The organism is Roseivivax halodurans JCM 10272 (assembly GCF_000521785.1).
Taxonomy (GTDB): Bacteria; Pseudomonadota; Alphaproteobacteria; order Rhodobacterales; family Rhodobacteraceae; genus Roseivivax; species Roseivivax halodurans.
Window position 1 is genome coordinate 1 of sequence record NZ_JALZ01000018.1, and the last position, 26471, is coordinate 26471.

Here is a 26471-nt window from a genome sequence, read left to right on the forward strand (position 1 = left end):
CAGATCGTCGGCGTCGATCTCAACCCCGAGAAGGTCGAGATGGCGCGGCGCTTCGGCATGACCGATTTCGTGAACCCCAAGGAGGTCGAGGGCGATCTCGTGGCGCATCTCGTCGAGCTGACCGGCGGCGGCGGAGACTACACCTTCGATGCGACCGGCAACGTGGGCGTCATGCGCACGGCGCTGGAATCGGCCCACAAGGGCTGGGGCGAGAGCATCATCATCGGCGTCGCGCCGGCGGGGGCCGAGATCTCGACGCGGCCCTTCCAGCTGGTCACGGGGCGGGTCTGGAAGGGCACGGCCTTCGGCGGCGCCAAGGGCCGCACGGACGTTCCGAAGATCGTCGACTGGTACATGGACGGCAAGATCGAGATCGATCCGATGATCACCCACACCCTGCCGCTCGAGAAGATCAACGAGGGCTTCGACCTCATGCACGAGGGAAAGTCCATCCGCGCCGTCGTCACGTTCTGAGCCCATGGCCGACGCTCTTCGCGACCGCGACGAGATGCTGCGACACCTTCGCCCGGAGCTGAGACCCGGGCGCTGGGTCTTCGTGGTGTCGGAGGATCCCGAGCTCGCGGCGCAGGCCCGCGGCTTCTTTCACGAGGACGAGGGTCTGACCCTGATCGTTCCGGAAGCCTCGGCGCGCGACGCGGGGCTCGCAACCGACCTGCCGATGCGGCAGATCACGCTTGCAGTCGAATCGGCGCTTAACGGGGTCGGGCTCACCGCCGCCGTGGCCGAGGCACTCGCCCGGTACGGGATCCCCTGCAACGTCGTGGCGGCGTTCCACCACGACCACATCTTCGTGCCTGCCGACCGCGCTCAGGACGCCCTTGCGGTGCTCGAGACACTGCAGCGCAAGGCCGATGACTGAGCTCGCGATCCGCCCCGCCATGGCAGCGGACGAGGTCTCCCTCTGGGCGATCATGGAGCCGGTCTTCCGCGCGGGCGAGACCTACACGATGCCCCGCGACATCAGCCGCGAGGACGCGCTGGCCTACTGGACCTCGCCAGCCCACCGCGTCTTCGTGGCCGAGGACCGGGGCAAGGTGATCGGGACATACATCCTGCGCGCCAACCAGCAGGGCGGTGGTGATCATGTCTGCAACGCCTCCTTTCTCACCGCCGCAGTGGCGCAAGGTCGGGGCGTGGCGCGGACCATGCTGGCGCACGCGCTGGACACCGGCCGCGCCGAAGGATACCGCGCGATGCAGTTCAACTTCGTCGTTGCAACCAACGCGCGCGCCGTCGCCACGTGGGAACGCGCCGGCTTTGCGGTGGTCGGCCGTCTGCCCGGCGCCTTCCGCCATCCGGTGCACGGCGAGGTGGACGCGCTGGTGATGCACCGCCCACTCTAGGCCCGGGAGGCCCCGATGCCCGACGACACCAAGCTCCTCGCCGTCCTGATCGACGCCGACAACACCTCGCCGAAATACGCCAAGGCGCTCTTCGACGAGATCGCGGGTCTCGGCGAAGCGAGCGTACGGCGCTGCTACGGCGATTTCTCGAGCAACCAGATGTCGGGCTGGTCCAAGGTCACCGCCGAGTTCGGCCTCGTGCCGACGCACCAGCCGGCCAACACGGTCGGCAAGAACGCCTCCGACATCGCGCTGGTGATCGACGCGATGGACCTGATGCATTCGGGCCGCTTCGACGGCTTCTGCCTCGTCTCGTCCGACAGCGACTTCACGCGCCTCGCGAGCCGCCTGCGCGAGCAGGGTCTCGACGTTTACGGGATCGGTATGCAGAAGACCCCCGAGGCGTTCCGGAAGGCCTGCAAGCGTTTCATCTTCCTCGAGAACATGGACGGCGCGCCGGAGAACACCAACCGGCCGAAGGGCGAGACGCGGCAGACCGGAAACCTCGAGGAGGCGCGCAACCTCGTCTTCAAGGCGATGGATTCGATCGATCAGGACGACGAATGGGTGCCGCTGGGCCAGCTCGGGCAGTTCATCACCGCGTCGAACCCCGATTTCGACACCCGGACCTACGGCAAGCGCAAACTGTCGGATCTCATCGCCGAGATGAAGGTATTCGAGACCAAGCGCTCGCAGGGCAACCAGTTGCTCGTCCGGCGGGTCGACTGATCCGCCGCGACGCTCAGACGCCGAAGCGCGCCATGAAGGTCTCGACTGCCTCGTCGATCACCCGGTCGACCTCTGCGTCGGGAACGTCCCGGTCGAGACCGAAGAGCCGGCGCGTCCAGAGCCCCGCCTTGCAGAGCATGGCGAATTGTTCCGCGGCGATCTCGAAATCGTCGATCCGCACCTCACCGCGCTCCGCAGCGCCCTGCAGGTAGTCCACGAGATAGGTGCGCACCATGCCGAGCCCGCAGCGGTAGAACTCCTCGCCGACCTCCGGAAAGCGCGCGGCTTCGGACACTGCGACCCGGAACATGGCGGTCCCCAGGGGCGAGAGCGCGAAGCGCATATAGGCTTTGGCCGCGACCGGCAGGACCTCGCGCGGCGGGCGTGCCAGATCGACCTGGGCCAGGACGGCGTGGGCCTGCGCATGGCACTGGCCCGTGGCGACTTCCATGAACAGAAGCCGCTTGTCCGGGAAGTAGTTGTAGAGCGTCGCCTTGGAGACGCCGGCGGCGCGCGCGATGTCGTCCACACTGGCGCCCTCGAATCCCTCGCGGAGAAAGATATCGCGGGCGCCGCCGATCACCTGGTCGTATTTCCGGCCCTTCCGGACCTTCCCGGCGTCAACGCCCATCGAGCTCTCCTCAAGTCGAGAGCCGACTATGGGCGCGCATCGACCGGGTCGCAAGGCACCCCGGGTCAGGACGCTTGGCTGTCGCGCGTTACGGTGTCCGCTTGCGGTGCCTTGGGCGGCGTCTTGGGGAAGGTCATGTAGGGCAGATCGATGATGATGCCGCCCGCTGCGGCCGGGCCTGCGAGCATGGCGGCCACGAGAGCTGTGCTGATAATCCTGCGCATTATAGAGTTCTCCATGCGGTAGTGAGGTAAGAAGCGCGCCGGGCGGTGCGCTCGACTTTAACTAAACTAAACAGTTCGGTTTACATTGCAAGCCCCATCCGCCGAGGCGCTTGCATAACGGCGTGAGGCATCTAAGATTAGAATCGTTCTAAAACGGATGTACGGCCATGCACTTCCTTCCCCAACGGCGCCGTTTCAAGGATCTGAGCGAGCGGGAGATTCTTGCCCTCGCGATTTCTTCGGAAGAGGATGACGCCCGGATCTACCGATCCTTCGCCGAGCGTCTGCGCCCCGATTTCGACAGCAGTGCGCGCATCTTCGACGGCATGGCCGCCGAAGAGGATGCGCACCGCCGCGCCCTCATCGACCTTCACAAGTCCCGCTTCGGAGAGACGATTCCGCTCATCCGCCGCGAACATGTTGCGGGCTTCTACGCCCGCCGGCCCGTCTGGCTGACGGAGAACCTCGGGCTCGACCGCATCCGCGAGCAGGCCGCAAGCATGGAAGCCGATGCCGAACGCTTTTACCGCGAAGCCGCCGCGCACGCGCAGGATGCCGAGACCCGCAAGCTGCTGGGGGATCTGGCCGCGGCCGAGGCGGGCCACGAACGCCGCGCCACCGACCTGAGCGAGGCGCATCTCGACTACGATGCCCGCGCGTCGGAGGACCACGCCGAAAAGCGGCAATTCCTGCTCACCTGGGTGCAGCCGGGCCTTGCCGGGCTAATGGACGGTTCGGTGTCGACCCTCGCACCGATCTTCGCCACAGCCTTCGCGACGCAGGACACCTGGACGACGTTTCTCGTCGGTCTCGCGGCGAGCGTCGGCGCAGGCATCTCGATGGGCTTCACCGAAGCCGCCTCAGACGACGGCCAGTTGTCGGGCCGCGGATCTCCGGTCAAGCGCGGCATCGCTTCGGGGGTGATGACGGCCGTGGGCGGGCTCGGGCACGCCCTGCCCTATCTAATCCCGCACTTCTGGACGGCGACGATCACCGCCTTCGTCGTGGTGTTCGTCGAGCTCTGGGCGATCGCATGGATCCAGAACCGCTTCATGGACACACCGTTCCTGCGCGCGACCTTTCAGGTGGTGCTGGGCGGGGCGCTGGTTTTCGCCGCGGGTGCGCTGATCGGAAGCGGATAACGACGCAGTGATCAACCGGCAGGAAGAATGGCCCGCAACCGAGTCTCGAGGGGCATCGCGACCCGGAGCCAACCGCGATTGACCCTCCGGAAAAGGTTGCTACCAAAACCGGCATGCTCGAGATCCTCCTCAAGACATTGCCCTTCTTCGGTTTGATCGCGCTCGGCTACGGCGCCGGGCGCACGAACTTCTTCACGCAGGAGGCCACGGCCTACCTCACCAAGTTCGTGTTCTACTTCGCCCTGTCGGCGATGCTCTTCCGGTTCTCGGCGACGTTGAGCTTTTCCGACATCTTCGACGCGCATCTCGCCGCCGCCTATCTCTGGGGCACAGCCTTCGTCTACGCCATCGCGCTCGGGGTCGCGTTCTGGCGGCGCCAGAGCGTCGAGGTCGCGGCGATCGAAGCGCAATGCGCGGCCATCGGGAATACCGGCTTTCTCGGCGTGCCGATGCTCGCGGTCCTCCTCGGGCAGGAGGCGGTCGGACCAATCATCCTCGTCCTCGCGATCGACCTCATCGTGTTCTCCTCGCTCCTCGTGATCCTCGTCACCGGATCGCGCGACGGACGGATGTCCGCGGGCGTGCTGCGCACGGTCGGCCTGGGTCTTCTGAAGAACCCCATGATCGTCTCCATCGTTCTCGGGCTCGGCGTTTCCGCCGCCGCGCTGCCCATGCCCGTCGTGGTCGAGGATTTCCTCACCATCCTCGGCAATGCCGCGACACCCGGCGCGCTCTTCGCCATCGGCGCCTCGCTCGCGTCGAAATCCGCCGAACGGCTGGCCGTCTCTGGCTGGCTGTCCTTCGCCAAGCTGGTGCTGCACCCCGCTCTCGTCGCCGCGGGAGCGCTGCTGCTCTTCCCGGTCAGCGCCTATGACGCATCCGTCGTGATCTCGGCCGCCGCGCTGCCGGTCGCGGGCAACGTCTTCATCCTCGCCCAGCATTACGGCGTCGCGCCGCAGCGTGTCTCGGCGGCGATCCTCATCTCGACGGCCGCGTCGATCCTGACCGTCTCGGGCGTCATCGCATTGGTCTCTGTCTGAGACTTGCGCCGCCGCGCGCCATGCGTCACGGCTATGTCCGCAAGCGCCACAGGGGAAACGCCATGGAAACCGTTTCGGAAAACCGCGTCTTCGGCGGCACGCAGGGCGTCTACCGCCACGCCGCATCGTCCACCAATTGCGAGATGACCTTCGCGCTCTTCCTGCCGGAGAAGGCGCAGTTCGGCACGGTGCCGCTCCTGTGGTATCTCTCGGGCCTCACCTGCACGCACGAGAACGCCATGACCAAGGCCGGCGCGCAGGCCTGGTGCGCCGAGGCCGGCATCGCGATCTGCTTTCCCGACACCTCCCCGCGCGGCGAGGGCGTCGCCGACGACGACGCCTTCGATCTCGGCAAGGGCGCGGGCTTCTACGTGAACGCCACGCAGGACCCCTGGGCCCCGCATTTCCGCATGTGGGACTACGTGACCGACGAGTTGCCCGCCCTCCTCGCCGAGCACTTCCCGGTCGATGCGGACCGCCAGTCGATCACCGGCCATTCCATGGGCGGGCACGGCGCGCTCACCGCCGCGATGCGCCTTCCGGGCCGCTTCCAGTCGGTCTCGGCCTTCGCCCCGATCGCGCACCCGACCACAAGCGACTGGGGCCGCAAGCAGTTCAAAGCCTATCTCGGCGAGGACGAGGCCACCTGGAAGGAGCACGATGCGACGCTCCTGATGCGCGAGCGCGGATTTAACGGCCCGGTGCTGATCGATCAGGGCACCGACGACAACTTCGTCGATCTCCTGAAGCCCGAGGCGCTTGCCGAGGCGATGGCCGCCCGCCGCCAGCCCGGCCAGCTCCGGCTGCAGAAGGGCTACGATCACAGCTACTTCTTCATGTCGACCTTCATGGAGGAGCACGTCGCCTTCCATGCCGAGGCGCTCCACGGGTGACGGTGCTCTACATCGACGCCGATGCCTGCCCGGTGAAGGCCGAGGCCGAGCGCGTGGCGACGCGCCACAAGGTGCCGGTGCGCATGGTCTCGAACGGCGGCATCCGCCCCTCGAGCAATCCGCTGGTCGAGATGGTCGTCGTGCCCGAGGGCCCCGACGCCGCCGACATGTGGATCGCCGAACGCGCGGGGGAGAGCGACATCGTGGTGACGCAGGACATCCCCCTTGCCGCGCGCTGCGTCGAGGGGGGCGCCCGCGTCCTCAAACCGAACGGAGACGCGCTCGATGCGCGCAATGTTGGTCAGGCGCTCGCCACGCGCGATCTCATGACCGACCTGCGCGCCGCCGACCCGTTCCGCCAGGGCGGCGGCCCGGGCTTTACCAAGGCGGACCGCTCGCGCTTTCTCGACGCGCTCGAACGCGAGATGCGCGCGGCGCTGCGGTCCCGCGCAGGAGGCGCAAAATGAGCATCGAAGCCGTCGTCTTCGACATCGGAAACGTGCTGATCGAATGGCAGCCCGAGCGCCATTTCGACGCGGTCATCGGCCGCGAGGCGCGCGAGCGGCTCTTCGCCGAGGTCGACCTGCACGACATGAACGACCGTATAGACCGTGGGCACGACTTCCGCGCCATGGTCTACGAGACCGCCGGAGCCTATCCGGACTGGTCCGACGAGATCCGCCTTTGGCACGATTCATGGCTCAAGCTCGCGGGCCCCGAGATCCCGCATTCCGTACGCCTCCTGCGCGCGCTCCGTTCGGGCGGCACGCCGGTCTTCGCGCTCTCGAACTTCGGCATCGGAACCTTCGCGCTCGCCGAGCCACAATGGCCTTTCCTTGGCGAGTTCGACCGCCGCTACATCTCGGGCCACATGGGACTGGCCAAGCCCGATGCCGACATTTTCGCCGCGATGGAGGCCGATTGCGGCATCGCTCCGGGCGCCCTGCTCTTCACCGACGACCGCACCGACAACATCGCCACCGCCGCGGCGCGCGGCTGGCAGACCCACCACTTCGACGGCCCCGAAGGCTGGGCGCGGCGCCTCGTCGCCGAAGGCCTGCTGACCGAAGCGGCCGCCCGCTGATCCCCGGACGCGATCCGCCTTCTTCTTGATCGAAATATCCCCGCCGGAGGCTCCGCAGATCGCAACTCGCGCTCCGGCCGGGCTTTTACGCGCGCAGATGCCGCGCCCGCGCGCCCCGTTCGATCGCCGCCGCGTGCAGGCGGTCGAGCGACAGCTCGTCGCGGATCTCCTCGAGCAGGCGGATCTCGGTGTCGGCCAGCGAGCCGTCGGCAGCGGCCACGTCGCAGGCGAGCGCGTAGGCGGTCTCGTTCAGCCGCTCGGGCAGATGCGCGCGCAGTAGGCCGAAGAGCGCGTCGAGCCCGTCCTCCTGGTCGAAGAGGTCGAAGATCAGCGTCGACATCGCCTTGATCCGGTCTGTGTCGTAGCCGTCGAAGATCGGCAGGATGGCCACCGCGGATTCGATCTTCAGAAGCTCCGTCGTGCGGATGTTCTCGTCCGAGGCCGACACCGCGATCATGAGGGCGACGAGGCAATCCTGCGGGCTCATAGCATGTTCGATGCTGTCGGTCATGGGGCTCGGATCTCCGGTTTGGCTGTCATCTGTCGCGGGCGACGTTATTGACCCGGAACACCCCCCGCAATAGGGAGCCCCGTGCGGCGGAGAGCCGCGTTTCCGACCCTGACAGGAGCCTTGGTGCAATGTCCGATCTGCGCGATGCGGCGATGAATTCGAAGGCCTGGCCGTTCGAAGAGGCGCGCCGGGTGCTCAAACGCTACGAGAGCGGTCCGCCCGAGAAGGGCCACGTGCTGTTCGAGACGGGCTACGGCCCCTCTGGCCTGCCGCATATCGGCACCTTTGGCGAGGTCGCGCGCACGACGATGATCCGCCGCGCCTTCGAGGTGATCTCGGACATCCCGACGCGGCTGATCTGCTTTTCGGACGACATGGACGGGATGCGCAAGGTGCCCGACAACGTGCCCGATCCCGAGGGCCTGAAGGCGCATCTGCAGAAGCCCCTGACCGACGTGCCCGACCCCTTTGGCACGCACGAGAGCTTCGGCCACCATAACAACGCGCGTCTGCGTGCCTTCCTCGACGCGTTCGACTTCGAGTACGAATTTGTCTCGGCCACCGATTACTATCGCTCGGGCCGGTTCGACGAGACGCTGCTGCGCGCCGCCGAGCGCTACGATGCGTTGATGGAGGTCATGCTTAAGTCGCTGCGCGAGGAGCGCCAGCAGACCTACTCGATCTTCCTGCCTATCCATCCCGAGACGGGCCGCGTGCTCTACGTCCCGATCAAGCACGTGGACGCCAAGGAGGGCACCGTCACCTTCGACGACGAGTCGGGGCGCGAATGGACACTGCCCGTGACCGGGGGCAACGTGAAGCTGCAGTGGAAGCCCGATTTCGGCGCCCGTTGGGCCGCGCTTGACGTCGATTTCGAGATGTACGGCAAGGATCACTCGACCAACACGCCGATCTACGACCGGATCTGCGAGATCCTCGGCGGCCGCAAGCCCGAGCACTTCACCTACGAGCTTTTCCTCGACGAGAAGGGCGAGAAGATCTCGAAGTCAAAGGGCAATGGCCTGACGATCGACGAATGGCTGACCTACGCCTCGACCGAGAGCCTCGGCTATTACATGTACCAGAAGCCCAAGACGGCCAAGCGCCTGTCCTGGGACGTGATCCCCAAGACCGTCGACGAGTACCACCAGCAGCTGCGCGCCTACGCGGATCAGGACGCGGAGAAGCGCCTCGCCAATCCGGTCTACCACGTCCACGGCCACAACGTGCCCGCCTCCACGATGGTCGTGTCCTTCGCGATGCTGCTGAACCTCGCGAGCGTGTCGGGCGCCGAGGATAAGGAGACGCTCTGGGGCTTCATCATCCGCTATGCGCCCGATGCCTCGCCCGAGGGCAATCCAGATCTCGACGCCGCGGCCGGCTTCGCGGTCCGCTACTACGAGGATTTCGTGAAGCCCCACAAGGTTTTCCGGGAGCCCGACGAGAAGGAGGCGGCGGCGATGCGCGATCTCGCCGCGCGGCTGCAGGCGCACGAGGGCTCGCAGGACGACGAGACGCTGCAGACCATCGTGTTCGCCGTCGGCAAGGAGCACGGCTTCGATCCGCTGCGCGACTGGTTCAAGGCGCTCTACGAGGTGCTGCTCGGCGCGAGCCAGGGCCCGCGCTTCGGCGGGTTCGTAGCGCTCTACGGCATCGACGAGACCGTGGCGCTGATCGAACGCGGACTGAACGGGGAACTCGGCTGACCGCCGGGCCGCGCCGTCACGACATCGACGCGCCGCCCCTCCGGGGTGGCGCGTCCTCGTTCCGGCGGATCCCCGCACGGCGGCGGTGGCGCCCGCGTGCCCCGACGCCCGTCACGCCGCGGCGTAGGACGTGGTGACCGCCTTGCGCAGGTCCTTCGCGACCTTCTTCGGCTTCCGGGCGAAGAGCGCGCGTCCGAGGGTGAACGCCTCCTCCTCGAGCCGCGCCGTCTCCTCGCGCACGAGCCCCCGCATGACGCGAGCCGGCCTGTCGCCGAGCGCCGCGCCGTCGAGCCGGGCTGCGAACTCCACGAGGTCGTGATGGTCGCCGAGGATGTCGGAGAGCTCGTCGGTCGAGGCCTCCCGCGTCTTCACCGTCTCGGACTTCGCCTCGGACAGAAGGCGCATGTGGTACCAGTGGTACTTCACCCGCTTGCGCCACTCGTGCAGCCGCTCGGGATCGCGGCTCTCCTCGGCGGGCGCCATCGCGTCCCGCGCCCGGGCGTAGCTCGCGAAGATGCCCTCCCTGATCGCGTCGAACCCGGCCTCGTCCAGCTCCCAGAGGTCGACGCGGCCGCGCACTGCCCGCAGCGCCTCGGCCATCGCGGCCCGGCGGTCCGCCAGATCGCCCCCCTCCCCGGCCGCCGTACGGTCGCGGGTGAACCCGGCCCGGAGCGGGGCAAAGGCGGACCGGTTCAGCGTGTCGCCATAGCGCTCCATGATGCGGTCGTAGGTCTCGATCATCGCCGTCTTGTCGCGCAGATCCGACAGGTGGCGCGCGGCGTCGCGGAGGGCCTTGTTCTCGGGTTTGTAGCCCGGGAAGGCCCCGCGATAGAGCCGGATCAGCCCGCGCAGCTTCTTGCAGCGCTTGCGCGCGTCGTGCACCGCCTCGTGCACGTCGGGATCGCCCCGGCCTTCGAGAGCGTCGAGCGCCCCGTCGAGCTGCTCTGCCGCCACCCGGCGGAGACCCTGCGCGAGATCTGGATCGTCTGTCTTGAGCTTGTACCCCATGATCACCTCAAACCGCGTCTCCCTGGGCCGCGTTCCCTTGCCGGATCGCCCACGCGCGTCATCTTGCCCACAGGGTGACGCAACGACAAGGGAGGTCCCGCCATGCTCCGCCCCCTCATATTCTGCATAGCGCTGGCCGTGCCCGGCCTGTCCTTCGCGCAGGAGCGCGCCACCGATCCCGAGATCGAGGCCGTGATCTCCGGCCAGATGCAGGCCTTCCGCGACAGCGATGTGGAAAGCGCCTTCGATTTCGCCGCACCGGGCATCCAGTCGCTCTTCCGCACGCCCCAGAACTTCGGAACCATGGTCGAACAGGGCTACCCGATGGTCTGGCGGCCGGGCCAGGTGAGCTTCGGCGAACTGCGCGAAGAGGCCGGCCAGCTCTGGCAGGAGGTGCTCGTGCAGGATTCCCGCGGCATCGTCCATGTGCTCGACTACGAGATGCGCGAGGTGGACGGCGCCTGGCGCATCGGTGGCGTTCGCATCCTCGATCAGCAGGGCTTCGCCGCCTGATCCCGACCACGCCGGTTCGTGATCGGCGCTCTTTCTCGCAGGTGATGACGGTCCTTCCGGCTGATCGCGGGTCGACTCCGCGATGGTGGCAAGCTAGAACACAGGGTGAACAAAGCTGCCACTTTGATCCGACATGACCAACCGCCGCATCCTCTCCCTCTGGTTTCCGCGCCTTGGGGCCGAACAGGCCATGCGCCTCGATCCCGGCCTCGAAAGCGTGCCCTTCGCGCTCGTGCGCGAGGAGGGCAACGCGCAGTTCCTCTCGTCGCTGTCCCTCGCCGCCTCCGAGGCGGGGCTCTACCGCGGCCAGCCGCTGCGCGACGCCCATGCGGTCTGCGCCGATCTGGTCACCCGCCCCGAGGCCCCGCACCGCATCGCGGCGTTCCTGAACACCCTGCACCGCTGGGCGGGCAAGTTCTCTCCCTGGGTCGCCCCGGAGGCGCCCGAGGCGCTGGTGATCGACCTCACCGGCTGCGCGCATCTCTTCGGCGGCGAGACGGCGCTGCTCGCGCAGGTCGAACAGGATTGCGCCGATCTACACCTGACCGTGCGCGCCGGGATCGCCGACACGCTCGGCGCCGCCTGGGCGCTGGCGCGCTATGCCGGAAGCGGCGCAGCCTCGCACCGCTCTGGCGACGCGATCGACCAGGAGGCGCGGGCGACCCGGGCGCGGGCCGGCAAGCGGCGGCACTGGGAGCGGGGCGGAGCGACCCCGGTGCATACAGGCTCCCGGGCTGCGGCCGCGCGCATCGCCGCGCCGGGCACCGCCCGGTCCGCGCTGGGTCCCCTTCCCGTCGCCGCCCTGCGTCTGCCGCCCGAGACGGTGGAGGCGCTCGCCCGGCTCGGCCTGCGGCGCATCGGCGATCTGACCGGCCAGCCCCGCGCCACGCTCGCACGCCGCTTCGGCACCGGTCTCGTGCTCCGGCTCGACCAGGCGACCGGGGCCGCGCCCGAGCCCATCTCGCCCGCCACCGCGCCTGAGCGCTTCGCCGTGCGGATGACGCTCCCGGATCCGATCGGCCTCGAGGAGGACGTGATGGCGGCGCTCTCGTGCATGCTCCCCCGCCTCTGCCAGCGGCTCGAGCGCGCCGGGCGCGGCGCGCGCACCCTGCGGCTCGAAGCGCACCGCACCGACCAGAGCATGGAATGGCGGCATGTCGGCCTCGCGCGTCCTTCGGCGGCCGAGGACCGGCTGCGCACGCTTCTCGCCATGAAGGCGGCCGAGATCGACGCGGGCTTCGGCATCGACATGCTCCGACTCGAAGCGCTGGTGCACGAGCCGCTGCAGCTGCGCGACAAGATTGGCCATCTCGAGGCGGGCCGCGCCGTCGCCGAGCGGCTGAGAGCCGGGGGCGGGATCGACGACCTGATCGGGCGGCTCGGCGCACGGCTCGGGATGGAGGCGATCACCCGCGTCCACCCCGCCGAGAGCCACATTCCCGAAAAGGGGGCGACGGTGCTGGCCGCCGCCTGGTCCGATCCCGCCATTTTCTGGCCCCGGCGCCCTCGCCCAAGGCCTCTGATGCTCTGGCGGCCCGAACCGCTCATCGGCACAGGCGACAGCCCGGCCCTACCGCGACGCATCCGCTGGCGCGGCCGCGATCTCGCGCTCGCCTGGGGGGAAGGCCCCGAGCGGATCGCGCCCGAATGGTGGCTCGACGACCCCGACTGGCGCAGCGGCCAGCGCGACTACTGGCGGGTGCAGACAGATGCAGGCGACCGGCTCTGGCTCTACTACGCCCACGGCGCCGCGATGTCGCCCGGCTGGTTCTGCCACGGCGCCTTTGCCTGAGCGCCGCGCGTTACTTGATTTCAGGGCCCCACGCGCGCAATTCTTGGAGCAATGACGTCGCTTACCCCATTTCCCGCCACGCCCGGCCCCGACACGGTGATGTTCCAGCGTCCGGAGCTGAACCAGATCCTCTCGCTCTACGGCCGCATGGTCGCCGCCGGCGAATGGCGCGACTACGCCATCTCCGCGCTCAGGGATGCCGCGGTCTTCTCGATCTTCCGCCGCGCGGCCGAGCAGCCGCTCTACCGGATCGAAAAGCGCCCCAAGCTGCGCAATCGGCAGGGGCAATACGTGGTCGTCGGCATGGACGGCCAGATCCTCAAGCGGGGGCACGACCTGCGGATGGTGCTGCGCGTGCTCGAACGCAAGCTGATCCGCGCGGTCGACTGAGCAGCGTCAGAGCGCGAGCCGCGCCCGCCGGGTGACCGGCCCGTCCCCCTGCGTGCGGATCCGTTCGATCGCACCCTCGACCGGCTCGTAGGCGACAGCCATGGCATGGGCATTGGCGTGAAGCAGCGTCTTGCCATCGGCCATCCAGCCGACATGGCCCTTCCAGAACAGAAGGTCGCCCCGCCTGAGTTCGGCCTCAGCATCCAGCGCCTCGCCCATCGCGGCCTCCTGCAGATCGCTGTCGCCCGGGCAAGGGATCCCGCAGGCCTGGCACCCGATCTGGACGAGCCCCGAGCAGTCGATCCCGAAAGCCGAGTTGCCGCCCCAGAGATAGGGCGTTCCGATCAGCCGCTCCGCCACGGTTACCGGATCGGTCTCAAAGTCGTCCGCCGCCCGCAGGTGCTGGAGGGGGATGAAGCCGAGCGGCGTCTCGGCAAAGCGCTTCCGCTCGCCCGTCATCGTCACGAGGCTGCCGAGCGACAGGCTCATCCGCTCGGTGACCTTCATATCCGGCTCGGGATAGACATGCGTCGCCCGTGCGCTGACGCGGTGCGTCGGGGCTGGCGACACGCCGATCGCGTCGGCACGGACGTAGCCGACGTACTCGTCTGCCTCCGCCTGCACGAAGGCGTGTCGCCCGACCCGCTCGTATATCGTGAGAGCGGCCCCCATGAGAACCTGACGGTCCCGCGGGCCCTCGGGCGAATAATCGAGATCGGCCACCGGCGCCGTCACCCGCGCCGGAGTGCCTTCGACATAGGACATCGCGGCCAGTTTGCCGCGCAGATAAGCGGCGGCGACGCGTGCATTGGCGGGCGTGGTGCGGCGGTCCATCAGAGCCCCAGAAGGTCCGGCAGCGCCCCGAGGATCGCGCGCGGTCCCTGTCCGAAGCCACCCTTCGAGCGCCCGGGCACAGAGGTCTGCTGCCAGGAAAAGATGTCGAAATGCGCGTAGGCGGGCGTCTCGGTCACGAAGCGGCGCAGGAACAGCGCCGCGGTGATCGAACCCGCGAAACCGCCCGACGGCGCGTTGTCGAGATCGGCGATCCCGGGCTCGATCATCGCCTCGTAGGGCTCGTGGTAGGGCATCCGCCAGACCGGATCGGCCGCGGGTCCGGACGCCGCCGTGATCGCCTCGGCGATCCTGTCCTCCGTGGCATAGAACGGCGCGAGATCGGGGCCCACCGCCACGCGCGCCGCGCCGGTGAGCGTCGCCATCGACAGGATGAGGTCCGGCTTGGCCTCGTCGGCAAGCGCCAGCGCATCAGCGAGGACCAGCCGCCCCTCGGCATCGGTGTTGTTGATCTCGACCGTCAGGCCCTTGCGAGAGGTCAGGATGTCCTGCGGACGGAAGCTGTCGGCCGAAACCGAGTTCTCCACCGCCGGGATCAGCACCCGCAGCCGCAGCTTGAGCCCCAGCGCCATGATCGCATGCGCGAGACCGAGGACGTTGGCGGAGCCGCCCATGTCCTTCTTCATGAGGCCCATGGAACTGCCTGGCTTGAGGTTCAGCCCGCCCGTGTCGAAACACACGCCCTTGCCGACGAGCGTGAGCCGCGGACCCTCGCTGCCCCAGCTCATGTCGATGAGGCGGGGCTCCTGCGCCGCGGCGCGCCCGACCGCGTGGATCATCGGGAAATTCTTCTCCAGAAGCGCCGCGCCGGTCGTGACCTCGATCGACGCGCCGAAGAGGTCCGCCTGTTCGCGTGCGGCGCGTTCCAGCGCCTCGGGCCCCATATCCGAAGCCGGCGTGTTGACGAGATCCCGGATCAGCGTCTCGGCCGCGCCCAGCACCTCCAGCCGTTCAGCGTCGATGCCCTCCGGCGCGACGAGCGACGGTCCCTTCGGCGTCTGGTCGCGGTAACGCGAGAACCCGTACCCGGAGAACAGCCAGCCCAGCGTCTCGCGCTCGACCGCATCGGCGGGCAGGCCGGACGCGATCCGGTAGGTCTGGGTTCCGAGCCCCGGCAGGGCCGCCGCAAGTGGAAAGCGCAGGCGCGCACGTTGGGCGGCAGTGCCGTAGCCGGCAAGCGCCGCCTCCGGCGCGCCGGTTTCGCCCGGTACGAGCAGCGCCTGCCCGATGCCGCCGGTGAACGCGGAGGCGCTCACCCAGGCCTTCACCCGGTCCGGCGCGTCTTCGAGCCAGGCGTCACGCCCGCCTTCCTCGATCACGTGGAGCGGCAGGGCATCGTCAGTATCAGCGGCGAAGGTCAGGGGCATCGGGCTCTCTCGGTTTCGGTGTCGGCCGCAACACTATGGCCCGCGCTCCGGCGCGCAAGGGGGTGACCGCGCAAGTCTCGACGACCGACCGCGCGTCAGAGCAGGAGCATGCCATGCCGGTCCCAGATCGCGGCCAGGGAGCGTTCGCCCACCCGCAGCATCCGCGCCAATGTCGCGGCCAGCGCGACTGCGTCTCCGGAGACGAGGCAGCCCCGGACCGCGCGCAGGGTGACCTCGAGTTTCACCATGCCGAGCGGTTCGGCGAGGCCTTGCGCCGCGCTGATCGCCCGAAGCATCTGCGCGGGATCGTCGCGCCGCCAGCAGGATTCCACGTCCGCCAGCGTCGCTGCGAGCGCCTCGAGCGCTGCGGCGAGCCGTGCCTCGGTCTCGGCATCACCCGGCGCGGGGCGTAACGCTCCGAGCCGGTCCAGATCGAGCGTGACGACCTCGTCTCGGATCACGAGCGTCTCGGGCATCATGTCCGTTTCTCCTCTACCCACCTTACCCAAACCCGACATCGACCATGCCCCAACTCCCCTTCCCGAAAGGTTTCCCGGCAAGAGGCTTTTCCCTCGAATTCAGCGCGAAAGCGCAGTATCGCGATCCGGACACATCTTCACGGAGGCCCCTGATGCAGCACGCCAAGCCGCTCCCGAAGCTCCTTGTCCAGCGTTATCACGGTTGGAAAGCGACGACCCATGCCGAGAACGCGGCCTGGTACCGGCGTCTGGCCACCGAGGGGCAGCGACCGAAGGCGATGGTGATCTCCTGCTGCGACAGCCGCGTGCACGTGACCTCGATCTTCGGCGCCGATACCGGAGAGTTCTTCATTCATCGCAACATCGCCAGCCTCGTTCCGCCCTACGAACCCGACGGAGCGCAGCACGGCACATCGGCCGCGATCGAGTTCGCAGTGACCGCTCTCAAGGTCTCGCACCTGATCGTTCTCGGCCATTCGCGGTGCGGCGGGGTGCAGGGTTGCCTCGACATGTGCTCGGGCCGGGCGCCGGAGCTCGAGGAGAAGTCGAGCTTTGTCGGCCGCTGGATGGACCTCCTGCGTCCCGGCTACGACCGGGTCAGCGCCCGGGAGCTTCCCGAAGCGGAGCAGCCCGGCGCGCTGGAACGCGAAGCGGTGCTCGTGAGCCTCGAGAATCTGATGACCTTCCCCTTCGTGAAAGAGGCCGTGGACACCCAGCAGCTGACCTTGCACGGGCTCTGGACCGAGATCGGCGAGGGCGACCTCGAATACTACGACACCGGCGCCGACCGGTTCCTGCCGGTCTGATCCGTCAGACCAGCGCCGCGCTGCGGCCGTCGCGCCCGAGTCGCAAGCGGGGACGACCGAGGCGCGGCACGAGGGAGGAAAGTGGGCACTCGATGTCGCTGCCAAGGCAGACCGGAGCGTCCGCCACGGTATCCCAGAGCATCAGCCGGCCGTCGGCGAACGATACGCAATAGCCGCGCGCAGCGAGCGCCGAGGCCAGTCCCGTCCAATCTGTCGCGGCGTCGAGCAACGGCCGCAAAACGCGCGCGAGCTGGAGACGGGTTTCGGTTTCCCGGCGTGCGGGAAGGGTCGGGGATTGCGACATGCTCTGCCTCCGTCGCGTCTGTTTTGAGTAATATGCACTGGCGTTAGCAACCGGCCTACAAAGGTCCGGAGCGAGCCTAAATTCGCCGCGGGATGTGGCCGCGACGCCGCTGCCCAATCTCGTCAGCCGATCCACCGAGTCACGCGCGACAAGAACATGCGCAGCGCCTCGCGCAATGTTGCCGGCTTCTCGGCGGGGACCTGCGAGCTCGGGGCGGGGCGGGCATGATGTGCGATGAGGTCCAGCTCGCGCGCAGTCACCGCGCTGATACGTCGGCCCCGGGCAATATCGGACAAATCGTTGTTCATGCGGCCTCCTCCGGCGTGGCGCGCCTCCTCTGAGACGTCTGCCGAGCATTACAGGGCAGTCATGTCCGCATTTTGGCCGCTCGTCTGCGAACCGCCGGCGGAAGAGCGGCTTTTCCGCGGCAAGAGAAGAGAATGCCGGAACGAAACGCGGCGGCGCGGATCATTGTCCGTGCCGCCGCGCAATTCGGTTCTCGAAGCGAGAGTTCAGCCCTTCTGCAGGACCCGCTTGCCCAGAGTCTCGGCAATCTGAACGGCGTTCAGCGCGGCGCCCTTGCGGAGATTGTCCGAAACGCACCAGAGGTTGATGCCGTTATCGATCGTGCTGTCCTGACGGATGCGGCTGATGAAGGTCGCGAAATCGCCGACGCACTCGACCGGCGTGACGTAGCCACCGTCCTCGCGCTTGTCGATCACCATGATCCCGGGCGCCTCCCGCAGGATGTCGCGCGCCTCGGCCTCGTCGAGATGATCCTCGAACTCGATGTTGATCGACTCGGCATGGCCGACGAAGACCGGCACCCGCACGCAGGTCGCGGTGACCTTGATCGACTTGTCGATGATCTTCTTCGTCTCCGTCACCATCTTCCACTCTTCCTTGGTGGAGCCGTCCTCCATGAAGACGTCGATATGCGGAATGACGTTGAAGGCGATCTGCTTCTGGAATTTCTTCGGCGGCACATCGTCGGTCGGGTTGTAGATCGCCTTGGTCTGATCCCAGAGCTCGTCGACGCCCTCCTTGCCGGCACCGGAAGTCGCCTGGTAGGTCGACACCACGACGCGCTTGATCTTCGCTCGGTCGTGCAGCGGCTTCAGCGCCACCACCATCTGCGCGGTCGAGCAGTTGGGGTTGGCGATGATGTTTTTCTTGGAATAGCCGTCGACGGCCTCGGGGTTCACTTCCGGAACCACCAGCGGGACGTCGGGATCGTAGCGGTAGAGCGAGGAATTGTCGATCACGATGCATCCGGCCTCGGCCGCGCGCGGAGCGTAGGTCTTCGTGGCGTCCGAGCCGATGGCAAACAGAGCCATGTCCCAGCCGCTGAAATCGAACTGCTCGATGTCCTGCGTCTTGAGCGTCCTGTCTCCGAAGCTCACTTCGGTTCCGAGAGACCGGCGCGACGCGAGTGCGGCGATCTCGTCCACGGGGAATTCCCGTTCGGCAAGAATGTTGAGCATTTCGCGGCCCACATTTCCGGTGGCACCGGCGACGACGACCTTGTAGCCCATGGCGGGTCTCTCCTTGGATGACCTGACGGCGTCGGCGTTGATAGCCTCGCCTGAAGAATTCCAAGGGGATGTATCCCGTCGACATCCTACCGGAAAGAGCCTCTTGCGCACTAATTGCGCGCCTATCGCCTAAAAAACAGGCGTTGACGCCAAGGAGCGTCGGCGAGGTATCGCCCAAAATGCAACGCTTCACCCTAATCGCTTTGCGGGAACTTGTTTGGCTATCCCCCTGCCTCGTATAGCCAGAAAGAATAATACCCGGGGCCGGCGCGAAATATGTGCGTGTCGAACACCCGGCCTGCCGATGTCGCAGGGGGCAGCGGAATGTGGGACACGGACGGATCATGGCGAAAATCGAACCTCGTTCTGCCTTCGAGTCTCCGATGCTCTTCCGCTTCGTCACAGTCCTGACACGACCCCAGAAGGAAGCGATCTTCCTAAGCCTTGATCTTTTTGTGGCGGTCGGCGCTTTCATGCTGTCGCTGGCGCTTAACGGCGACGTGCGTCTCGCGCCTGCGGTCGTCATCGAGGCGGCTCCCGTGGCCGGGGCAATGCTCATCGTCGGCGCCGGGCTTTCGATCGTCATGGGCCTTCCCAAGATCAAGCTCAACGCCTACGAGACACGAGGCATCGTGCTGACGGCGTTTTTTGCCGTAATGGTCGGTGCGAGCGGCGCCGCCATCGACCTTGTCGCGGGGCGCCCGGTACCGGTCGAGGTCTTCGTGATATTCACGTTCCTCTACCTCGTCTTTTGCGCGGGCTGGCGGATCCTGCTGCGGCAATGGCTGCTCGACATCTATCGCCGCGGGCACCAGCACATCCGCCTCCTGGTCTACGGAGCCGGCCGCACGGGCCAGCAGCTTGTCGCTGCGCTCAAGAGCGATTACGACGCCCATCCCGTCGCCTTCATCGACGACAATCCGACGCTCCAGTCGCTACGTATCTCGGGTCTGCCGGTCTACGCATCGTCCCAGATCAAGAACCTCGTCGCGGAAAAGAGGATCGACCGGGTGATCCTCGCGATGCCGTCAATCAGCCAGCCCAAACTCGCGCAGATCGCCCACAGCCTCCGCCAGATCGGCTGCGAGGTGCACGCCCTGCCCTCTTTCGCCGAGCTCGTGGGCAAGGGTGGAATGCGCGAGCGCCCGAAGACCGTCTCGCTCGACGATCTCCTCGGCCGCAACCGGCTCGAGAGCGAGCTCCCCGGCGTCAGCCACGCCTATTCCGACCGCCGTATCCTCGTCACCGGCGCGGGCGGGTCCATCGGATCGGAGCTCTGCCGTCAGATCATCGCCTGCAAACCGCATTGCGTGGTGCTGCTCGACCACTCGGAACATGCGCTCTACACGATCGAGAAGGAGCTGCGGGAGATTTCGCGAGGCCCCAAGATCGTGCCGATCCTGGGATCGGTCCTCGACGACGAAACCGTGCGCCGCGTCATCGCCGAGAACGGCATCGACGTCATCCTGCACGCGGCGGCCTACAAGCACGTGCCTCTCGTCGAATGCAACGCCCTGCCCGGCCTCAAGAACAACGTGCTCGGAACGCGGATCATGGGTGAGGCGGCGCGCGACGGCGGCGTCGAGCGCTTCATTCTCGTCTCCTCCGACAAGGCCGTCCGCCCCACCAACGTCATGGGAGCGTCCAAGCGGCTGGCGGAGCTGGTGATCCAGGATCTCGCGACGCGATCCGAACATACCCGCTTTTCCATGGTGCGCTTCGGCAACGTTCTCGGCTCTTCGGGATCGGTCATCCCGCTCTTTAAGGAGCAGATCGAGCGCGGCGGTCCCGTCACCCTCACCGATCCGAACGTCACCCGGTATTTCATGACGATTTCCGAGGCCGCGCGGCTCGTCTGCCTGGCGGGATCCTTTGCGCGCGGTGGCGACGTCTTCGTTCTCGACATGGGAAAGCCCGTGCCGATCAAGCGCCTTGCGCGCCAGATGATCGAGGGGGCCGGCCATTCGGTCAAGGACGACCAGAATCCCGACGGAGACATCGAGATCAAGGTCACGGGCCTGCGGCCCGGCGAGAAACTGCACGAGGAGCTTCTGATCTCTTCGGACATGCTCACAACGCCGCATCCCAAGATCCTGCGCGCCCAGGAGGGCTACCTGTCAGAGATCGAGATGGCGACCGCAATGAAGGACCTGCGGCATGCGATCGCCACGCTCGACGAGAAACTGGCCCGCGACGTGATCCTGCGCTGGGTCGAGCGCGCCGAGGACGACGCGCACGATGCGCGGGAGTCCGCGTCCCGCTGACTTTTCGGACTCACTCGGGTCCGAGCACCAGCCAGCCGGCGAAGGCCCCCGCAGCGACCGACCCGGCAAACGCGATCGCCATCAGAAGACCGTCGCGGAACAACAGCCCGAGACCGAAGAACGCGATGACGATCATCGGCGCGGAGGTCGCGAACGGAATGACCTCGAGCGGCGGAACGATCACCAGCAAGCAGAGGATCACGATGCACGCCGCACGTTGTCCCGTCGGACCCGCGAGCCTCGTGAGCCTTTCCTGCAACCGCTTGTCGATGCGGGAGGCCACCGGGGTCAGCCATTCCAGCGTCTTCTCGACACGTGCGGAGCTGAGCGAGCGCTTACGGATCCAACCCGGCACCCAGAGATGTTCGTAGCCCAGCAGAAGTCTCACCGTTATCGCGCCGAGGGTCAGCGCGAGGAGCGTCGGGAAGCCGGGAATACCACCGATGGGGGAAAGCTCGAGCAGCGGCAGGATCGCCATCGCTGCGCCGAAGCCGCGCTCGTCCAGCGCATCCACAAGATCCCCGACGCAGACCCGATCGCCACCCGAGTCGCGGGAGGCCTCTCTCAGTTCGCCGACCACTTCACCGAGGCTGGAATTGTCACTCGGCATTGCCGACCTCCGATTTTGATGTTGCGGTCCCAACAAGAACCGGGCGGCTCTGTTCCGCCCGATCGCGCTGACCGCTTCCGATAATCTACCTGTCCGGAATCTTCTCGCGCGGACCGCGGACACCCCAATTCTCGATGATCTCGATCGCCTCCTCGGCGCTCTCGACATAGCGGAAGAGGTCGAGATCCGCCTCGGCGATGGTTCCGGCCTCGACGAAGGCGTCCCAGTTCACCACCTTCTCCCAGAATTCGCGACCGAAGAGCAGGATCGGGACCTGTTTCATCCGCCCCGTCTGCACGAGGGTGAGCGTCTCGAAGAGCTCGTCCATCGTTCCGAAGCCGCCGGGGAACGCGCAGACCGCCCGCGCCCGCATCAGGAAATGCATCTTCCGGATGGCGAAATAGTGGAAGTTGAAGGCGAGATCGGGCGTCACGTATTCGTTCGGCGCCTGTTCGTGCGGCAGGACGATGTTGAGCCCGAGCGAGCGCCCGCCCGCCTCGTGCGCGCCGCGATTGCCGGCCTCCATCACGCCCGGGCCGCCGCCCGTCGCGATGACGAATTCCCGACCGCCGCGCGCCAGCGACTTCTCGGTCATGATCCGCGCGAAGGTTTGCGCCTCGTCGTAGAAGCGACTCATCTCGGCGAGCGCAGGCGTCTTGGCCGAATGCTTCTCCTCGGGGCGCTTGATCCGCGCACCGCCGAACAGCACCACGGTCGAATCGATCTCCGCCTCGTCGAGCAGCAGGTCGAATTTCATCAGCTCGAGCTGCAGCCGCACCGGGCGCAATTCGCGCCGCAGCAGGAAATCCTCGTCGCCGAAGGCCAGGCGGTAGGCCGGCGACCGCGTCTGCGGCGTATCCGGGACGGCCCGCGCGGTTTCCCAGTCGGTATCGGCGTGGCGGAACTGGCTCTTGTCCTCGTCAGTCATTCTCTCTCCGGAACTCGGGGCTTCATCACAGCTAGCTCGCCTGCCGAGAATGCACCAGCCGCCGTCAGGGTTTCCACGGGCCGAGGCGCGAGATATGAGGCGCTCGACACAGACACCGGAGGGACACCCATGGACACCAAGGCCCTTGAGAGCGCCATCGAGGCGGCGTGGGACAACCGCGCCGACATCACCCCCGTGACCGGCGGCGAGACCCGCGAGGCGATCGAGGAAACGCTCGAGGCGCTTGACCGCGGCGAGCTGCGCGTCGCCGAGAAGCCCGAGGGCGGCGACTGGGTCGTGAACCAGTGGGCCAAGAAGGCAGTCCTGCTCGGCTTCCGCATCAAGGACATGGAAGTCCATCCGGGCGGTCCGCAGGGCGGCGGCTGGTTCGACAAGGTCGACAGCAAGTTCGCCGGCTGGGACGAGACCCGCTGGCGCGAGGCAGGCTTCCGCGCGGTGCCGAACGCGGTGGTGCGCAAGTCCGCCCATATCGCTAAGGGCGTCGTGCTGATGCCGTCCTTCGTCAACCTCGGCGCCTATGTCGACGAGGGCACGATGGTCGACACCTGGGCGACGGTCGGCTCCTGCGCCCAGATCGGCAAGGGCGTGCACCTCTCGGGGGGCGTCGGAATCGGCGGCGTGCTGGAGCCGCTTCAGGCGGAGCCGACGATCATCGAGGACAATTGCTTCATCGGCGCCCGCTCAGAGGTCGTCGAGGGCTGCATCATCCGCGAGGGCGCCGTCCTCGGCATGGGCGTTTATATCGGCAAGTCCACCAAGATCGTCGACCGTGAGACCGGCGAGGTCTTCACGGGTGAGGTGCCACCCTATTCGGTGGTCGTGTCGGGCTCGATGCCGACCAAGAACAACCTCAACCTCTATTGCGCGGTGATCGTGAAGCGCGTCGACGCACAGACCCGCTCGAAGGTCGGCATCAACGAGCTGCTCCGCGATTGACCTCGTGCCTGGGCCCGCGCCGCGTGTGGTGCGGGCCCAGGGCCATCGCCTTGCTGGCAGACCCTCGACGCAAAACAGCGGGTAAACGGCGAGAAGCGCATTCCAATCGCAAAGCCCATTTTGTGGGGCTCCGGACGTCCCGGGCGGGCGAGTCCAATCGCGCCGCGTCCATGCCGCATGGGGCGGCAGGCCGAAGCCTGCGAAAACATTCATGAAACTAAATGCCATGTACCCCCGTTGGACGGCGTGACCGAAAAGCGTGGGACATGCTGACAAACCTTTCGATACCGCTCCTCTTCGCCGTCTTTGCCATCGCGGGTCTCGCGGTCGTTCTGGCTTCCATCCGCGCAACCGCCCTCGCCGACATCATCGCCGACCGCACCAAGATGGGCGAAGCGATGGCCGGCGGCCTCATCCTCGGCGCCGCGACATCGCTCGCCGGTGTGGTGGTCTCGGTGGATGCGGCCCTTTCGGGGGACGCCTCCTACGCTTTCTCGAACGCGGTCGGCGGGATCGCCGCGCAGACGCTGTTCCTCGCCATCGCCGACGTTCTGCACAAGCGCGCCAACCTCGAACACGCGGCCGCAGAGCCCGCGAACCTCTTCCAGGCCGTCATGCTGATCATTCTGCTCAGCGTGCCGCTCTGCGCGATCGCCGGCCCGGACATCGCCTATTTCGGCATCCACCCGGTCTCGGTGATCCTGTTCGTCGTCTATCTCTACGGCGTCAAACTCTCGACGACGGTGAAGGAAAACCCGATGTGGCGGCCGGTCCGCACCTCGGACACCCGCCGGGACGAGCCCGAAGACGGCGACGAGCCCAACAAGTCCGTTCGCGGTCCGGCGCTCAGCTTCGTCGGCCTCGTGGTGATCATGGGCGTCGGCGGCTGGTTCATCAGCCAGGCCGGCGGGCAGTTCATCGAACGCTTCTCGATGTCCTCCTCTCTGGTGGGCTCGTTGATCACCGCCGTGGTGACCTCGCTGCCCGAATTCGTCACGACGCTCGTCGCGGTGCGGCGCGGGGCGCTGCAGCTGGCGATCGGTGGCATCATCGGCGGCAACACGTTCGACACGTTGTTCCTGCTGGCCGGCGACGTGGCCTATCGAGACGGCTCGCTCTATCACGCGATCGAACTGAACGACGTCTACTGGCTCGGCACGGGTCTGCTGATGACCGCGATCCTGCTGGCCGGGCTGATCCTGCGCCAGCGCGAGGGGCCCGCCCGGATCGGCATCGAGAGTGTCCTGATGATGGCCGTCTATCTTGCCGCGCTGACCGTCGAAGTCACTGGCTGAAAAGAGGGAACCGCCCCGGCTGCCAAACGGTTGGCCGGGGGATTTGTTAACCACCGATAAAGAGGGACATCGATATGGGCTGGATCATCACAATCATTCTCGGCGGGCTCGCCGGCTGGATCGCGGAGAAGATCATGGGAGCCGACCACGGTCTGCTCACGAACATCATTCTCGGCATCGTCGGCGCTGCCGTCCTGAACTTCATTCTCAGCGTTCTCTTCGGCGCCTACGAGCCGTCGAACTGGATCGCCTACCTGATCGTCGCGATCATCGGCGCGTGCGGTCTCATCGCCGCCTGGCGCGCGGTAAAGAGCTGATCGTCAACGGGCGGACCGGTCCGGATCGGTCCGCCCGACCTTTCGAAAGAATTTCTGACCCACAGCGCCGCGCGCGCGCCCGTCGATTGACAGGCCCGCCCGCTCCGTCCATGGGACGGACATGGCGAAATCCCCACGCACCCAGCAGGTCTACACCCTCGTGGTCGAGGTCGGACGCAAGGCCGGCGACGGCCTGCCCGATGCCGCGACCGGCGCCGCGCTCATGTGCTACGCATCGGGCGTCGACGAGGCCGAAGCGGTTCGCGAGACCGTCGCGATCCTCAAGCAGGCCGACATGGCCCCGCTCGACGTGACTGGCTACGGCACCGAAGAGGAGCGCCGCAAGGCCGGCCACGAGATCGAGGCGGACGAGGCCGAGCTCATGGCCCGCGCGCTCGCCGAGAATTCCGTCATCGTCGCGCAGGTGACGCCCTTCTTCCCGGGCGACGACTGACCTCCAAGGACCGGACCGCGCCAATATTTGCGGGTCCCGGCGATCCACGATAGGGCGCTCTGGTTCCACCCCGGAGGCCCCCATGTCCGCCACAGATCCCGTCGCCCTGACGCAGGACCTCATCCGCTGTCCCTCGGTCACGCCCGAGGAGGGTGGCGCCCTCACCTTGCTCGCGTCTCATCTGAGCGCCGCCGGCTTCACCTGCATCCGTGTCGACCGGGGCGGGGTCTGCAACCTCTTCGCGCGCTGGGGCGAGAAGGGTCACGACCGCAGCTTCGGCTTCAACGGCCATACCGATGTCGTTCCGGTGGGCGATCCCGCCTCGTGGTCGCACGATCCGTTCTCGGGTATCGAGACCGACGGCCAGATCTGGGGCCGCGGCGCGACGGACATGAAATCGGGCGTCGCCGCCTTCGCCGCCGCCGCCATAGATTTCGTCACCGACACGCCGCCGGACGGCGCTCTGATCCTCGCGGTCACCGGCGACGAGGAGGGCCCCTCGATTGACGGCACTCGCGCCCTTCTCGACTGGATGGAGGCGGAGGGCGAGCGCATGTCCGCCTGCCTCGTCGGCGAGCCGACCTGCCCCGAGACCTTCGGCGAGATGATCAAGATCGGCCGCCGGGGCTCTCTGACCGCGCATCTGACCGTGCGGGGCACGCAGGGGCATTCCGCCTATCCCCACCGGGCGCTGAACCCGCTGCCCGCCATGGCGCGGCTGATCGACCGGCTCTCGTCCCGCAGGCTCGACGAGGGCACCGACCATTTCGACCCCTCGACGCTCGCCCCGGTGACCATCGATACCGGCAACCCGGCGACCAACGTGATCCCGGCCGAAGCCCGCGCGAGCGTCAACATCCGCTTCAACGACCTTCATACCGGCGCCTCGCTCGTCGATTGGGTCGAGACCGTTGCGGCCGAGATCGACGTCGAGTTCGGCACCGCGACCGAGGTCACCGCCCGGATCTCGGGCGAGAGCTTCCTGACCCCGCCCGGCCCGCTCTCCGATCTCGTCACGAAGGCGGTCGAAGCCGAAACCGGCGTCACCCCCGCGCTTTCGACCACCGGCGGCACCTCGGATGCGCGCTTCGTCAAGGATCACTGCCCGGTGGTCGAGTTCGGCCTCGTCGGCCAGACCATGCACCAGGTCGACGAACGCGTCGCGACCGAGGACATCCGCCGCCTAAAGGCGGTCTATGCGCGGATCCTGCGCGACTTTTTCGCCTGAGGGCGCCGTCCGCCCGGACCGTTACACCTTCCCGGATGACGACCCCCG

The 26471-nt window shown here is 67.2% G+C and carries 32 protein-coding genes; 20 read left to right on the forward strand and 12 right to left on the reverse strand.

Features of this window, described 5'->3' with window-relative positions:
- From OCH239_RS14675 to OCH239_RS14690, 4 genes are all read left to right on the forward strand, one after another.
- Nucleotides 1-474: zinc-binding dehydrogenase (locus OCH239_RS14675; RefSeq protein WP_037264238.1), on the forward strand; the 474-nt coding region annotated here is incomplete at its 5' end.
- 4 nt (nt 475-478) lie between these two features.
- Nucleotides 479-880, forward strand: coding sequence for an ACT domain-containing protein (locus tag OCH239_RS14680; protein WP_037264239.1), 402 nt, complete (start codon nt 479-481; stop codon nt 878-880).
- Entirely contained in the window at nt 873-1364 is a 492-nt protein-coding gene (locus tag OCH239_RS14685; protein WP_037264240.1) for a GNAT family N-acetyltransferase, read from the forward strand. Before OCH239_RS14680 ends, OCH239_RS14685 begins: the two co-directional genes overlap by 8 nt.
- A 15-nt stretch (nt 1365-1379) precedes the next feature.
- Complete coding sequence (locus tag OCH239_RS14690) at nt 1380-2093, forward strand: NYN domain-containing protein (RefSeq protein ID WP_037264241.1); 714 nt, start codon at nt 1380-1382, stop codon at nt 2091-2093.
- Between the two features lie 13 nt (nt 2094-2106).
- Here OCH239_RS14690 and OCH239_RS14695 read toward each other — a convergent pair whose 3' ends face one another.
- Both OCH239_RS14695 and OCH239_RS22720 read right to left on the reverse strand, forming a co-directional pair.
- Nucleotides 2107-2724 (reverse strand): TetR/AcrR family transcriptional regulator, encoded by a 618-nt coding sequence (locus OCH239_RS14695; RefSeq protein ID WP_037264242.1) that lies wholly within the window; start codon nt 2722-2724, stop codon nt 2107-2109.
- Nucleotides 2725-2789: 65 nt separating this feature from the next.
- Nucleotides 2790-2948 carry a hypothetical protein gene (locus OCH239_RS22720; RefSeq protein WP_157577884.1) on the reverse strand — a complete coding sequence of 53 codons (159 nt, stop codon included), beginning with the start codon at nt 2946-2948 and terminating at the stop codon, nt 2790-2792.
- Between the two features lie 167 nt (nt 2949-3115).
- On the opposite strand from OCH239_RS22720, the gene mbfA reads away from it, so the two are divergent.
- The 5 genes from mbfA to OCH239_RS14720 all read left to right on the forward strand — a co-directional run bounded on the left by mbfA (nt 3116) and on the right by OCH239_RS14720 (nt 7107).
- Nucleotides 3116-4090, forward strand: coding sequence for an iron exporter MbfA (mbfA, locus tag OCH239_RS14700; RefSeq protein WP_037264243.1), 975 nt, complete (start codon nt 3116-3118; stop codon nt 4088-4090).
- Between the two features lie 113 nt (nt 4091-4203).
- Complete coding sequence (locus OCH239_RS14705) at nt 4204-5130, forward strand: AEC family transporter (RefSeq protein WP_037264244.1); 927 nt, start codon at nt 4204-4206, stop codon at nt 5128-5130.
- 62 nt (nt 5131-5192) lie between these two features.
- The gene (gene fghA / locus OCH239_RS14710; protein WP_037264248.1) at nt 5193-6023 is read left to right on the forward strand and encodes an S-formylglutathione hydrolase; all 831 of its coding nucleotides are present in this window, start codon (nt 5193-5195) and stop codon (nt 6021-6023) included.
- On the forward strand, nt 6020-6490 hold the full coding sequence (locus OCH239_RS14715) for a YaiI/YqxD family protein (protein WP_037264251.1): 471 nt from the start codon (nt 6020-6022) through the stop codon (nt 6488-6490). The genes fghA and OCH239_RS14715 overlap by 4 nt, the downstream gene beginning before the upstream one ends.
- Nucleotides 6487-7107, forward strand: a complete 621-nt coding sequence (locus tag OCH239_RS14720) for an HAD family hydrolase (protein WP_037264254.1) — start codon at nt 6487-6489, stop codon at nt 7105-7107. The genes OCH239_RS14715 and OCH239_RS14720 overlap by 4 nt, the downstream gene beginning before the upstream one ends.
- An 85-nt stretch (nt 7108-7192) precedes the next feature.
- On the opposite strand, the gene OCH239_RS14725 is transcribed toward OCH239_RS14720, so the two are convergent.
- Nucleotides 7193-7618, reverse strand: a complete 426-nt coding sequence (locus OCH239_RS14725) for a tellurite resistance TerB family protein (RefSeq protein WP_037264257.1) — start codon at nt 7616-7618, stop codon at nt 7193-7195.
- A gap of 128 nt (nt 7619-7746) precedes the next feature.
- Here OCH239_RS14725 and OCH239_RS14730 point away from each other — a divergent pair, with 128 nt between their 5' ends.
- Nucleotides 7747-9324 (forward strand): lysine--tRNA ligase, encoded by a 1578-nt coding sequence (locus OCH239_RS14730; RefSeq protein WP_037264259.1) that lies wholly within the window; start codon nt 7747-7749, stop codon nt 9322-9324.
- 111 nt (nt 9325-9435) lie between these two features.
- On the opposite strand, the gene OCH239_RS14735 is transcribed toward OCH239_RS14730, so the two are convergent.
- The gene (locus OCH239_RS14735; RefSeq protein WP_037264260.1) at nt 9436-10332 is read right to left on the reverse strand and encodes a CHAD domain-containing protein; all 897 of its coding nucleotides are present in this window, start codon (nt 10330-10332) and stop codon (nt 9436-9438) included.
- Nucleotides 10333-10434: 102 nt separating this feature from the next.
- Here OCH239_RS14735 and OCH239_RS14740 point away from each other — a divergent pair, with 102 nt between their 5' ends.
- From OCH239_RS14740 to OCH239_RS14750, 3 genes are all read left to right on the forward strand, one after another.
- On the forward strand, nt 10435-10845 hold the full coding sequence (locus OCH239_RS14740; RefSeq protein ID WP_037264263.1) for a DUF4864 domain-containing protein: 411 nt from the start codon (nt 10435-10437) through the stop codon (nt 10843-10845).
- A 133-nt stretch (nt 10846-10978) separates the two neighbouring features.
- Nucleotides 10979-12637 (forward strand): Y-family DNA polymerase, encoded by a 1659-nt coding sequence (locus OCH239_RS14745; protein ID WP_037264265.1) that lies wholly within the window; start codon nt 10979-10981, stop codon nt 12635-12637.
- Between the two features lie 51 nt (nt 12638-12688).
- A complete protein-coding gene (locus tag OCH239_RS14750) occupies nt 12689-13027 on the forward strand; it encodes a DUF2794 domain-containing protein (RefSeq protein ID WP_051489502.1) in 339 nt (112 codons plus the stop codon).
- 6 nt (nt 13028-13033) lie between these two features.
- On the opposite strand, the gene OCH239_RS14755 is transcribed toward OCH239_RS14750, so the two are convergent.
- The 3 genes from OCH239_RS14755 to OCH239_RS14765 form a co-directional block, all read right to left on the reverse strand.
- Nucleotides 13034-13864, reverse strand: a complete 831-nt coding sequence (locus tag OCH239_RS14755; protein WP_244430364.1) for a C40 family peptidase — start codon at nt 13862-13864, stop codon at nt 13034-13036.
- Nucleotides 13861-15246 (reverse strand): leucyl aminopeptidase family protein, encoded by a 1386-nt coding sequence (locus OCH239_RS14760; RefSeq protein WP_037264274.1) that lies wholly within the window; start codon nt 15244-15246, stop codon nt 13861-13863. Before OCH239_RS14760 ends, OCH239_RS14755 begins: the two co-directional genes overlap by 4 nt.
- Nucleotides 15247-15341: 95 nt before the next feature.
- Nucleotides 15342-15725: a hypothetical protein gene (locus OCH239_RS14765; RefSeq protein ID WP_037264277.1), complete on the reverse strand. Its 384-nt coding sequence runs from the start codon at nt 15723-15725 to the stop codon at nt 15342-15344.
- 152 nt (nt 15726-15877) lie between these two features.
- Here OCH239_RS14765 and OCH239_RS14770 point away from each other — a divergent pair, with 152 nt between their 5' ends.
- A complete protein-coding gene (locus OCH239_RS14770; RefSeq protein ID WP_037264279.1) occupies nt 15878-16531 on the forward strand; it encodes a carbonic anhydrase in 654 nt (217 codons plus the stop codon).
- 4 nt (nt 16532-16535) lie between these two features.
- Here OCH239_RS14770 and OCH239_RS14775 read toward each other — a convergent pair whose 3' ends face one another.
- From OCH239_RS14775 to OCH239_RS14785, 3 genes are all read right to left on the reverse strand, one after another.
- Nucleotides 16536-16835 (reverse strand): hypothetical protein, encoded by a 300-nt coding sequence (locus OCH239_RS14775; RefSeq protein ID WP_037264282.1) that lies wholly within the window; start codon nt 16833-16835, stop codon nt 16536-16538.
- Nucleotides 16836-16957: 122 nt separating this feature from the next.
- The gene (locus OCH239_RS14780) at nt 16958-17143 is read right to left on the reverse strand and encodes a hypothetical protein (RefSeq protein ID WP_037264285.1); all 186 of its coding nucleotides are present in this window, start codon (nt 17141-17143) and stop codon (nt 16958-16960) included.
- Nucleotides 17144-17347: 204 nt separating this feature from the next.
- The gene (locus OCH239_RS14785) at nt 17348-18370 is read right to left on the reverse strand and encodes an aspartate-semialdehyde dehydrogenase (protein ID WP_037264288.1); all 1023 of its coding nucleotides are present in this window, start codon (nt 18368-18370) and stop codon (nt 17348-17350) included.
- Between the two features lie 383 nt (nt 18371-18753).
- Between OCH239_RS14785 and OCH239_RS14790 the strand changes: the two genes are divergently transcribed.
- Nucleotides 18754-20634, forward strand: a complete 1881-nt coding sequence (locus OCH239_RS14790; protein WP_037264360.1) for a nucleoside-diphosphate sugar epimerase/dehydratase — start codon at nt 18754-18756, stop codon at nt 20632-20634.
- A 10-nt stretch (nt 20635-20644) separates the two neighbouring features.
- Here the strand turns inward: OCH239_RS14790 and OCH239_RS14795 are convergent, their stop codons facing one another.
- Together OCH239_RS14795 and OCH239_RS14800 are read right to left on the reverse strand one after the other, a co-directional pair.
- A complete protein-coding gene (locus tag OCH239_RS14795) occupies nt 20645-21244 on the reverse strand; it encodes an exopolysaccharide biosynthesis protein (protein WP_037264291.1) in 600 nt (199 codons plus the stop codon).
- A gap of 85 nt (nt 21245-21329) precedes the next feature.
- Nucleotides 21330-22172 (reverse strand): LOG family protein, encoded by an 843-nt coding sequence (locus tag OCH239_RS14800; protein ID WP_037264294.1) that lies wholly within the window; start codon nt 22170-22172, stop codon nt 21330-21332.
- A gap of 129 nt (nt 22173-22301) precedes the next feature.
- On the opposite strand from OCH239_RS14800, the gene dapD reads away from it, so the two are divergent.
- From dapD to dapE, 5 genes are all read left to right on the forward strand, one after another.
- Nucleotides 22302-23129: a 2,3,4,5-tetrahydropyridine-2,6-dicarboxylate N-succinyltransferase gene (dapD, locus tag OCH239_RS14805; protein ID WP_037264297.1), complete on the forward strand. Its 828-nt coding sequence runs from the start codon at nt 22302-22304 to the stop codon at nt 23127-23129.
- Nucleotides 23130-23395: 266 nt separating this feature from the next.
- A complete protein-coding gene (locus tag OCH239_RS14810; RefSeq protein ID WP_037264300.1) occupies nt 23396-24424 on the forward strand; it encodes a sodium:calcium antiporter in 1029 nt (342 codons plus the stop codon).
- 74 nt (nt 24425-24498) lie between these two features.
- Nucleotides 24499-24741, forward strand: a complete 243-nt coding sequence (locus OCH239_RS14815) for a GlsB/YeaQ/YmgE family stress response membrane protein (protein WP_037264304.1) — start codon at nt 24499-24501, stop codon at nt 24739-24741.
- Nucleotides 24742-24862: 121 nt separating this feature from the next.
- Nucleotides 24863-25195 carry a hypothetical protein gene (locus tag OCH239_RS14820; protein ID WP_051489503.1) on the forward strand — a complete coding sequence of 111 codons (333 nt, stop codon included), beginning with the start codon at nt 24863-24865 and terminating at the stop codon, nt 25193-25195.
- A gap of 82 nt (nt 25196-25277) precedes the next feature.
- Complete coding sequence (dapE, locus tag OCH239_RS14825) at nt 25278-26423, forward strand: succinyl-diaminopimelate desuccinylase (RefSeq protein WP_037264309.1); 1146 nt, start codon at nt 25278-25280, stop codon at nt 26421-26423.
- Nucleotides 26424-26471 lie beyond the last annotated feature (48 nt).